The following is a 9,206-nucleotide window of genomic DNA, read 5'->3' as shown; positions in this document are numbered from 1 at the left end:
GCCACGCAGAACCCAACTCACCCCACCCCTAGTACCCCCGTCGGCTCTGCCACTATCCGCTAAAAGTTCGTCACGAGTACATCTCGCTAGCAGAGAATTTCGACCTGATGAACGACCTTCTGTCGGGCGGCATGCACCGTTTGTGGAAGCGTTTCGCGATCGAACTGTCGGGCGTGCGCAGCGGTAACCGCGTGCTGGACATCGCCGGCGGTACCGGTGACCTGACCAAAAAATTCTCGCACCTGGTCGGCCCGACCGGTCAGGTGGTTTTGGCCGACATCAACGAATCCATGCTCAAGGTCGGCCGTGACCGCCTGCTGGATCTGGGTGTCGCCGGCAACGTCGAATTTGTTCAGGCGGATGCCGAAAAGCTGCCGTTCCCGGACAACCATTTCGACTGCGTGACCATCGCCTTCGGCCTGCGCAACGTCACGCACAAAGAAGACGCTCTGCGTTCGATGCTACGCGTGCTCAAGCCTGGCGGTCGTCTGCTGGTGCTGGAATTCTCCAAGCCGACCAACGCGCTGATGTCGAAAGCCTACGATGCCTACTCGTTCGCCTTCATGCCGCTGATGGGCAAGCTGATCACCAACGACTCGGAAAGCTATCGTTACCTGGCCGAATCGATCCGCATGCACCCGAATCAGGAAACGTTGAAGTCGATGATGGTCGACGCCGGTTTCGACCGCGTGACCTATCACAACATGACTGCAGGCATCGTCGCCCTGCACCGTGGCATCAAGCCCTGATGTTACTTACCGGGCTGCTCGCCAGCGTTGAACTCGGCCTCAACCGGGTGCTGCGTCTCGACAGCACGGCGCTGCCGCGGCTGGCGCATTTGACCGGCAAAGTGATTGCCGTCGACTGCCGCAGCCCGGCGCTGCAACTGTTCATTTTGCCGAGCGACGAAGGTCTGATGCTGGCCTCGCACTGGGAAACCGGTGTCGACTGCACCCTGCGTGCGCCGGCTTCGAGCCTGATCAAACTGGCCGTGAGCAAAGACAAGACCGCGGTGCTGCACGCCCCGGAAGTCGAGCTCGATGGCGACAGTGGCGTGCTGCTGGAGCTGGCCGGCGTGCTGCAAGACCTTGAGCTGGACTGGGAGTACGAACTCTCGCGCTGGCTCGGCCCGGTCGCCACGCAACTGATTGGCGGTCACTTGCGCAGTCGCGCGCGCTGGTATCAACAAGGATTTGCCAGCCTCAACCAGAACCTCGCCGAATACCTCGCTGAAGAATCGCGCACCCTCGTCGGGCAGCGCGAAGCCGAAGCGCGATTCAGTGAACTGGACCGGATCAAACTTGATCTGGAACGTCTCGAGGCGCGCTTCGAGCGCCTTTCCCGATCCCTCGACCCAAGCGATAACGCATGAAGCTGCTTGCCGTCCGCCGTCTGTTGCGCATCCAGCGCGTCGTGATCCGCTACCGTCTCGATGACCTGCTGTTCGATCTGCCGCTGCCCTGGTTCCTCCTGGCGCTGCGCTATGTGCTGCCGTGGCGCTGGTTCCCGCGCAAGCCTCTGGATCTGAGCCGGGGCGCGCGTTTGCGTCTGGCGTTGCAGGATCTCGGGCCGATTTTCATCAAGTTCGGGCAGATTCTCTCGACCCGCCGCGACCTGCTGCCGGAAGACATCGCCGATGAACTGATGCGCTTGCAGGATCGCGTGCCGCCGTTCGATTCGCAGCTGTCGATCAAGCTGATCGAAGAACAGCTCGGCAAGAAAATCAGCGACGTGTTCAGCCGTTTCGACGTCGAACCGCTGGCCTCGGCGTCGGTGGCGCAGGTGCATGCCGCGCAGTTGAAAACCGGCGAAGAAGTGGTGGTTAAAGTGATCCGCCCGGGCTTGAGACCGATCATCGCGCAGGATCTGGCGTGGCTGTTCATCCTCGCCCGCGCCGCTGAAAAGCTCTCGGCCGACGCGCGTCTGCTGCACCCGGTCGACGTGGTGCAGGACTACGAAAAAACCATCTACGACGAACTCGATCTGCTGCGGGAGGCGGCCAACGCCAGCCAGTTGAAGCGCAATTTCGAAGGTTCGCCGCTGCTCTACGTGCCGCAAGTCTATTGGGACTGGTGCCGGCCGAAAGTGCTGGTGATGGAGCGTATCTACGGCATTCAGGTGACGGATCTGGCGACCCTCGCCGATCAGCGCACCGACATGAAAATGCTCGCCGAACGCGGCGTGGAGATCTTCTTCACCCAAGTGTTCCGCGACAGCTTCTTCCACGCCGACATGCACCCGGGCAACATTTTTGTCAGCACCGTCAATCCGTGGAGCCCGCAGTACATCGCGATCGACTGCGGCATCGTCGGCAGCCTGACCCCGGAAGATCAGGATTATCTGGCGCGCAACCTGTTCGCGTTCTTCAAGCGTGACTACCGGCGTGTGGCGCAGTTGCACATCGATTCGGGCTGGGTGCCGGCAGAAACCAAACTCAACGAATTCGAAGCGGCAATCCGTACCGTGTGCGAACCGATCTTCGAAAAACCGTTAAAAGATATTTCATTTGGCCAGGTGCTGATGCGCCTGTTCCAGACCGCACGCCGTTTCAATATGGAAGTGCAGCCGCAACTGGTACTGCTGCAAAAGACCCTGCTGAACATCGAAGGCCTCGGCCGTCAGCTGTATCCGGATCTGGATCTGTGGAACACCGCGCAGCCATTTCTCGAGCGCTGGATGCGCGAGCGCGTCAGCCCGAAAGCCTTGCTCGGCAACGTGCAGAGCCAGTTTGAACAGTTGCCGCATCTGGCGAATATGGCCCGCGATCTGCTCGAACGCATGTCCCAGCCGCACGCCTACGACCCGCCGCCGCCGTGGCATAAACGCAAGGACGACTGGTTCCTGCGCCTGCTCGGTTGCGCACATCTGGCCGGCGGGGTGATTCTCGCCATCGGTGGCCCGCTAAACGAATTGGGGCATTGGCCGGCGGGAATCATGGTGGCAGTCGGCTTGTATCTGGTCGTTCGCCGATAGCACGAATCAGCTGCAAGTTATAAGCTGCGAGCTGCAAGCTTGAAGCTACAAGCACACCGCAACTGCTTTTACTTGCAGCGTGAAGCTCGCAACTCGAAGCTGCTTCTGTCAGGAATTGAAGATGAAAAACTGGCTGGACGAGATCAAATGGGACGCTGATGGCCTGGTGCCGGCGATTGCCCAGGATCACAAGACCGGACGTGTATTGATGATGGCCTGGATGAACCGCGAAGCGCTCGAACTGACCGCTGCGGAAAACCGTGCCATCTACTGGTCACGCTCCCGTGGCAAGCTGTGGCGCAAGGGCGAAGAGTCAGGCCATGTGCAGACCCTGCATGAAATGCGTCTGGACTGTGACGCCGACGTGATCATCCTGATGGTTGAACAGATCGGCGACATCGCTTGCCATACCGGCCGTCAAAGCTGCTTTTATCGCGTCTTCGAAAACGGCGACTGGAAAACCGTCGATCCGGTTCTCAAAGACCCGCACGCCATCTATTCCGCAGGACACAAACATGAGTGACACCCTGACCCGCCTGGCCGAAGTGCTCGAAGAGCGCAAAGGCGCAGCTGCCGACAGCTCATATGTAGCTAGTCTGTATCACAAGGGTTTGAACAAAATTCTGGAGAAAGTCGGCGAAGAGTCGGTCGAAACCATTATTGCCGCCAAAGACGCCGCCATCAGCGGCGACTGCAGCGATGTGATCTACGAGACCGCCGACCTGTGGTTCCACAGCATGGTCATGCTCGCCCAACTGGGGCAGCATCCGCAGGCTGTGCTCGATGAACTGGATCGTCGCTTCGGTCTGTCCGGACACGTCGAGAAAGCCTCGCGTCCGTCCGCCTGAACAATTTTTTGAGAGGAACAGCAACATGGGCATTTTTGACTGGAAACACTGGATCGTCATTCTGGTAGTCGTGGTGTTGGTGTTCGGCACCAAGAAACTGAAAAACCTCGGCACCGACGTTGGCGAGTCGATCAAGGGCTTCCGCAAAGCCATGAACGACGACGAAAAACCTGCCGCTGATCCAACCGTGACGCCTGCGCAACCGGTGCCACCGGTGCAGCCGCAAGCCACCGCTCAGGCCAACCCGCCGCACACCATCGACGTGCAGGCGCAGAAAGTCGAAGAGCCGATCCGCAAAGACGTGTGAGCACTGACTAATGTTTGGTATCAGCTTCTCTGAACTGCTGCTCGTCGGCCTCGTCGCTCTGCTGGTGCTGGGCCCCGAGCGTCTGCCGGGCGCTGCGCGCACCGCTGGCCTGTGGGTCGGACGGCTGAAGCGCAGCTTCAACGCGATCAAACAGGAAGTTGAACGTGAAATCGGTGCCGACGAGATCCGTCGGCAACTGCACAACGAGCATATTCTGTCGCTGGAGCAAGAGGCGCGGAAGATTTTCAACCCGGTTCAGCAAGAGCCGACGTCGGTTGAGCATGTGGGTCAGCAGACGATTCATGCGCCGACGGCATCCGCTGCTGCTGCATCTGCTCCGACACCTGCACCTGCTGCCGTCGTAGCGCCGACAGAACCGCTGCCCGCGCCTGCAGAAACCTCGGTTGAACACGTATCCCCAACCGCCGCGCCGATCACACCAGCGCCTCACGACCCTACTCTGCCGCCGCGAGCCCTATGAGCGATCTCCCCGAAAACGACCAGCACATGCCGCTGGTTTCGCACCTCACCGAGTTGCGCACCCGCCTGCTGCGTTGTGTGGCGGCGATCTTCATCATCTTCGCCGGGCTGTTCGCCTTCACCCAGCAGATCTACACCTTCGTCTCGACGCCGCTACGCCAGTACCTGCCGGTCGGCGCGACGATGATCGCCACTGACGTGTCGTCGCCGTTCCTGACGCCGCTTAAACTGACGATGATGGTCTCGCTGTTCCTCGCGATCCCGGTGATCCTGCATCAGATCTGGGGCTTTATCGCGCCAGGCCTGTACAAGCATGAGAAGCGTATCGCGGTGCCGCTGCTGGTGTCGAGCATCCTGCTGTTCTACACCGGCATGGCGTTCGCCTATTACTTCGTGTTCCCGCTGATCTTCAAGTTCTTCGCCGCCGCCACCCCGGCCGGCGTGGAAATGATGACCGACATCGCCAGTTACCTCGATTTCGTCATGACGCTGTTCTTCGCCTTCGGCGTGGCGTTCGAGATTCCGGTGGCCGTGGTGCTGCTGGTGTGGATCGGCGTGGTCGACGTCAAATACCTGAAGAAAATCCGCCCGTACGTGATCATCGGCTGCTTCGTGGTCGGCATGATCCTGACGCCGCCGGACATCTTCTCGCAGACCCTGCTGGCCGTGCCGATGTGGATGCTGTTTGAAATCGGCATTCTGTTCGGCGGTTTGATCAGCAAGCGCGAACGTCCGGAAGAAACCCCGGCCGACGACCACAACGACCAGCCGCCAGCGACCCAGGCATGAACCTGCTGTTGCTCGAAGAAGCCGATTTCATTGCGGCCGACCGTGTGGTGCTGCGTGATCGACGCCTTACGCACATGCAGGAAGTTCACCGTTCGGAAGTCGGTGACAGCCTGCGCGTCGGGCGCATTGACGGGTTGATGGGCTCGGCTGAATTGCTGCGGCTGGACGCAGGTGAAGCTGAGTTGCGCGTTACCCTCGATCAGCCGCCACCGGCGAAATTGCCGCTGACCCTCGTGCTTGCGCTGCCGCGCCCGAAAATGCTCCGTCGGGTGTTTCAGACCGTGGCGACCATGGGCGTGGCGAAGGTGATTCTGGTCAACAGCTATAGGGTCGAGAAGAGCTTCTGGCAGACGCCGTTTCTTGAGCCAGAGGCTATCCGTGAACAACTGATCCTCGGCCTCGAACAAGCGCGCGACACGGTATTGCCGGAGATTGTCATCGAGAAACGCTTCAAGCCGTTCGTTGAAGATCGCCTGCCCGCCATCACTGAGGGCACGCTCGGTCTGGTCGGTCATCCTGGCAACTATCCGCCGTGCCCGCGCGCCCTCAGCGAACCAGTCACCCTCGCCATCGGCCCTGAAGGCGGCTGGATTCCCTACGAGATCGACCTGCTGGCCAAGTCCGGCCTGCAACCGGTGCAACTCGGCGAGCGCATCCTGCGCGTAGAAACCGCCGTCACCGCCCTCCTTGCCCGCCTCTTTTAAACCCAACACCGATCCCCTGTAGGAGCTGCCGAAGGCTGCGATCTTTTGATGTTGTTTTTTAGAAGCAAGATCAAAAGATCGCAGCCTCGTTTCACTCGACAGCTCCTACAGATCAGCGGGATCAGCGGATCAGCGGATCAGCAGGTCGGCAATCGGCAGGTCAGCAGATCCAGAGCGCATGGCCTTCCCGGACAAATGGTGTTACAGATTGCCATCACCCGGCCGATACGCTCCCCATAAGTCCAATTTGTGGTCGGGGAGTTGTCGCATGTACCGTTGGTTAGCCGAGAATCTTGGGAATGTCAGCGTCAAACGCAAGCTGGGTATCGGCTTCGGTCTGGTGCTTTTGCTGACGCTGTTGATCACCTTCACCGGCTGGTCCGGCATGAGCGGCATCATCAGCCGGGGCGACAAGCTCGGGTTTATTTCCAGCCTCAATGAGTACAGCAAAGACTTGCGTCTGGCCCGCGTCGACTACGATGCACGCCGTGGCGAACAAGGCCCGGGCGCGGTCAACGACATGCTCAGCAAACTCGACAGCGGCCTGCAAACCGCGCGTACGCTGATCGAACAACCGGCCGACATCGCCATGGTCGACCAGCAACTGGCTGCCGTCGCCGAGTACAAACGTGCTTTCGCCGACATGATCCAGGCGACCACGCACCGCGAAGACGCGCGCAGCAAACTCGGCGCCAATGCCGACAACGCCGTGGCCAAAGTCTCGGAAGTTGAAAAGGGCCTGCTGCAAGGTGACAGCGTCGCGCAATTCAACAGCGTGGTTGATCTGAGCAAGCTGCTGCAACAGGCGCGATATCAAGTGCGCGGCTACACCTACAGTGGCAAGGCCGAGGCCGAGCAACCTGCGCTCGACGCCATCGAAAATGCGCTGAAATCCCTTGAGAGCCTGCCATCGAAACTGCCGGAACAGTTCACTGCCAACCTGCAGCAAGCCGCCGAGTCGATGAAGGCCTATCGCGCCGCCGTCGGCCAGTTCCGCGACGCGCAAACCGCCAGCGGGAGCGCCGTTGCTCGCATGGCAGCCCAGGGCGATATCCTCCTCGATGCCAGTAAAAAACTGACCATTTCCCAAACCGTGGTGCGTGACACCGACGCCGCACACGCGAAAAACATGCTGATCATCGCCACCCTGCTCGCCATCGCTTTCGGCTTGCTGGCCGCGTGGGCGATCACCCGCCAGATCATCATCCCGCTGAACCAAACCCTGAAAGTCGCCGAGCGCGTCGCCGCGGGCGACCTGACCCACAACCTGGTTTCGCAGCGCCGCGACGAACTCGGCCAACTGCAACGCTCGATGCAGAGCATGACCCAAGGCCTGCGCGAGCTGATCGGCGGGATCAGCGACGGCGTCACCCAGATCGCCAGCGCTGCTGAAGAACTCTCGGCGGTGACCGAGCAAACCAGCGCCGGGGTCAACAATCAGAAGATCGAGACCGATCAGGTCGCCACCGCCATGAACGAAATGGCCGCCACCGTGCAGGAAGTCGCGCGCAATGCCGAGGAAGCCTCCGAAGCCGCTGTCGCCGCTGACCAACAGGCTCGCGAAGGCGACAAAGTCGTCGGCGAAGCCATCGCACAAATCGAGCGTCTGGCGCTTGAAGTCGGTCACTCCACCGAAGCCATGGGCGAGCTCAAGCGCGAAAGCGACAAGATTGGCAGCGTCCTCGACGTGATCAAATCCGTGGCCCAGCAAACTAACCTGCTGGCTCTTAACGCGGCCATCGAAGCAGCGCGTGCCGGTGAAGCCGGACGTGGTTTTGCCGTGGTTGCCGATGAAGTGCGCAGCCTGGCGCAGCGCACGCAGAAGTCCACCGAAGAGATCGAAGAGCTGATCGTCGGCCTGCAAAACGGCACTCAGCAAGTGGCGACGATCATGGACAACAGCCGCACCCTCACCGACAGCAGCGTCGAGCTGACCCGTCGCGCCGGTGGTTCGCTGGAAAGCATTACGCGCACCGTGTCGGCGATTCAGGCGATGAACCAGCAGATTGCCGCAGCGGCCGAGCAGCAGAGCGCGGTGGCGGAAGAGATCAACCGTAGCGTGCTGAATGTGCGGGACGTGTCGGATCAGACGTCGGCGGCGAGTGAAGAAACCGCGGCGTCCAGCGTTGAGCTGGCGCGGTTGGGGACACATCTGCAGATGCTGGTCGGGCGCTTCAAGGTATAAGCCCCACAGATCGTTCCCGCGCTCTGCGTGGGAATGCATCCTGTGACGCTCCGCGTCATGCATGAAAGGAACGCGGAGCGTCCCGGGCGGCATTCCCACGCGGAGCGTGGGAACGATCAGTTACTACAAGACCTGACGCAGGAAGGCCTGAGCCCGCGGATCCTTCGGCGCATCAAAGAACTCCGCCGGCGCGGCATCTTCCAGCAATTTGCCGTGATCGAAGAACAACACCCGATCCGCCACTTCCCGAGCAAAACCCATCTCGTGGGTCACGCAGACCATGGTCATGCCTTCCACGGCCAGGTTCTTCATCACATCCAGCACTTCGCCAACCATTTCCGGATCAAGCGCCGACGTCGGTTCATCGAACAACATCACCTTCGGCTCCATCGCCAGCGCCCGGGCAATTGCCACGCGCTGTTGCTGACCGCCGGACAGGCGCGACGGAAACTCGTTGGCCTTCTGTGCAATTCCGACCTTTTGCAGCAACTCCATCGCCTTGGCTTCGCGCTCTTTCTTGCCGCGCTTGCGCACGACTTTCTGCGCCAGACAGAGATTTTCCAGCACGGTCATGTGCGGGAACAGGTTGAAATGCTGAAAGACCATGCCGACTTCGCGGCGGTAGGCGTTGACGTCGGTTTTCGGGTCGGCCAGTTGCAGGCCGTCGATGCTCACCGAGCCCGAGTCGAACTCCTCCAGGCCATTGAGGCAGCGCAGGAAGGTCGACTTGCCGGAACCCGACGGGCCGATCACCACCAGCACTTCGCCCTTGGCGACCGTGGTGCTGACGTTATCCACCGCGCGCACCACTTGCCCACGGGTGTCGAAGACTTTTACCAGTTCGCGGACTTCAATCACTTTGCGCGAGCCTCCGCTCAAGCCGGCTGGCGATTTTCGACAGCGGCTGGTTGATAAACTTT

At 60.6% G+C, this 9,206-nt stretch carries 10 protein-coding genes and 3 pseudogenes; 11 read left to right on the top strand and 2 right to left on the bottom strand.

What is annotated here, in order from left to right:
- Window positions 1-74 precede the first annotated feature (74 nt).
- From ubiE to ACIP66_RS15465, 11 genes and pseudogenes are all read left to right on the top strand, one after another.
- Window positions 75-749: pseudogene (ubiE, locus tag ACIP66_RS15515) on the top strand (bifunctional demethylmenaquinone methyltransferase/2-methoxy-6-polyprenyl-1,4-benzoquinol methylase UbiE); the annotation flags it as partial.
- Entirely contained in the window at window positions 749-1,372 is a 624-nt protein-coding gene (locus ACIP66_RS15510; protein ID WP_064117077.1) for an SCP2 domain-containing protein, read from the top strand. The pseudogene ubiE and the gene ACIP66_RS15510, both read left to right, overlap by 1 nt.
- Window positions 1,369-2,973: a ubiquinone biosynthesis regulatory protein kinase UbiB gene (gene ubiB, locus ACIP66_RS15505; protein ID WP_159811612.1), complete on the top strand. Its 1,605-nt coding sequence runs from the start codon at window positions 1,369-1,371 to the stop codon at window positions 2,971-2,973. Before ACIP66_RS15510 ends, ubiB begins: the two co-directional genes overlap by 4 nt.
- A 121-nt stretch (window positions 2,974-3,094) precedes the next feature.
- The gene (hisI, locus tag ACIP66_RS15500) at window positions 3,095-3,496 is read left to right on the top strand and encodes a phosphoribosyl-AMP cyclohydrolase (RefSeq protein ID WP_007909357.1); all 402 of its coding nucleotides are present in this window, start codon (window positions 3,095-3,097) and stop codon (window positions 3,494-3,496) included.
- Window positions 3,489-3,821: a phosphoribosyl-ATP diphosphatase gene (locus ACIP66_RS15495; RefSeq protein ID WP_007909355.1), complete on the top strand. Its 333-nt coding sequence runs from the start codon at window positions 3,489-3,491 to the stop codon at window positions 3,819-3,821. The genes hisI and ACIP66_RS15495 overlap by 8 nt, the downstream gene beginning before the upstream one ends.
- Window positions 3,822-3,846: 25 nt before the next feature.
- Window positions 3,847-4,128 (top strand): twin-arginine translocase TatA/TatE family subunit, encoded by a 282-nt coding sequence (locus ACIP66_RS15490; RefSeq protein ID WP_003220847.1) that lies wholly within the window; start codon window positions 3,847-3,849, stop codon window positions 4,126-4,128.
- Between the two features lie 10 nt (window positions 4,129-4,138).
- Window positions 4,139-4,609, top strand: coding sequence for a Sec-independent protein translocase protein TatB (gene tatB / locus ACIP66_RS15485; protein WP_400649021.1), 471 nt, complete (start codon window positions 4,139-4,141; stop codon window positions 4,607-4,609).
- A complete protein-coding gene (gene tatC, locus ACIP66_RS15480; protein ID WP_008080622.1) occupies window positions 4,606-5,397 on the top strand; it encodes a twin-arginine translocase subunit TatC in 792 nt (263 codons plus the stop codon). The genes tatB and tatC overlap by 4 nt, the downstream gene beginning before the upstream one ends.
- A complete protein-coding gene (locus ACIP66_RS15475) occupies window positions 5,394-6,101 on the top strand; it encodes a 16S rRNA (uracil(1498)-N(3))-methyltransferase (RefSeq protein ID WP_400649020.1) in 708 nt (235 codons plus the stop codon). The genes tatC and ACIP66_RS15475 overlap by 4 nt, the downstream gene beginning before the upstream one ends.
- A 178-nt stretch (window positions 6,102-6,279) precedes the next feature.
- A pseudogene (locus tag ACIP66_RS15470) lies at window positions 6,280-7,431 on the top strand (methyl-accepting chemotaxis protein); the annotation flags it as partial.
- Window positions 7,414-8,286, top strand: a complete 873-nt coding sequence (locus ACIP66_RS15465; RefSeq protein WP_400649036.1) for a methyl-accepting chemotaxis protein — start codon at window positions 7,414-7,416, stop codon at window positions 8,284-8,286. The pseudogene ACIP66_RS15470 and the gene ACIP66_RS15465, both read left to right, overlap by 18 nt.
- A 123-nt stretch (window positions 8,287-8,409) precedes the next feature.
- On the opposite strand, the gene ACIP66_RS15460 is transcribed toward ACIP66_RS15465, so the two are convergent.
- Both ACIP66_RS15460 and ACIP66_RS15455 read right to left on the bottom strand, forming a co-directional pair.
- Window positions 8,410-9,144 (bottom strand): amino acid ABC transporter ATP-binding protein, encoded by a 735-nt coding sequence (locus tag ACIP66_RS15460; protein ID WP_064117071.1) that lies wholly within the window; start codon window positions 9,142-9,144, stop codon window positions 8,410-8,412.
- A pseudogene (locus tag ACIP66_RS15455) lies at window positions 9,137-9,206 on the bottom strand (hypothetical protein); the annotation flags it as partial. The pseudogene ACIP66_RS15455 and the gene ACIP66_RS15460, both read right to left, overlap by 8 nt.

Source organism: Pseudomonas sp. NPDC088429 (genome assembly GCF_044753305.1).
GTDB lineage: Bacteria > Pseudomonadota > Gammaproteobacteria > Pseudomonadales > Pseudomonadaceae > Aquipseudomonas > Aquipseudomonas rustica.
This window is presented reverse-complemented; position numbering and strand designations above follow the sequence as displayed.

Excerpts from the sequence above, each read along its gene's own strand:
- ACIP66_RS15510 (WP_064117077.1), top strand. The coding sequence starts at position 749 with ATGTTACTTACCGGGCTGCTCGCCAGCGTTGAACTCGGCCTCAACCGG.
- ubiB (WP_159811612.1), top strand. The coding sequence starts at position 1,369 with ATGAAGCTGCTTGCCGTCCGCCGTCTGTTGCGCATCCAGCGCGTCGTG.
- hisI (WP_007909357.1), top strand. The coding sequence starts at position 3,095 with ATGAAAAACTGGCTGGACGAGATCAAATGGGACGCTGATGGCCTGGTG.
- ACIP66_RS15495 (WP_007909355.1), top strand. The coding sequence starts at position 3,489 with ATGAGTGACACCCTGACCCGCCTGGCCGAAGTGCTCGAAGAGCGCAAA.
- ACIP66_RS15490 (WP_003220847.1), top strand. The coding sequence starts at position 3,847 with ATGGGCATTTTTGACTGGAAACACTGGATCGTCATTCTGGTAGTCGTG.
- tatB (WP_400649021.1), top strand. The coding sequence starts at position 4,139 with ATGTTTGGTATCAGCTTCTCTGAACTGCTGCTCGTCGGCCTCGTCGCT.
- tatC (WP_008080622.1), top strand. The coding sequence starts at position 4,606 with ATGAGCGATCTCCCCGAAAACGACCAGCACATGCCGCTGGTTTCGCAC.
- ACIP66_RS15475 (WP_400649020.1), top strand. The coding sequence starts at position 5,394 with ATGAACCTGCTGTTGCTCGAAGAAGCCGATTTCATTGCGGCCGACCGT.
- ACIP66_RS15465 (WP_400649036.1), top strand. The coding sequence starts at position 7,414 with ATGCAGAGCATGACCCAAGGCCTGCGCGAGCTGATCGGCGGGATCAGC.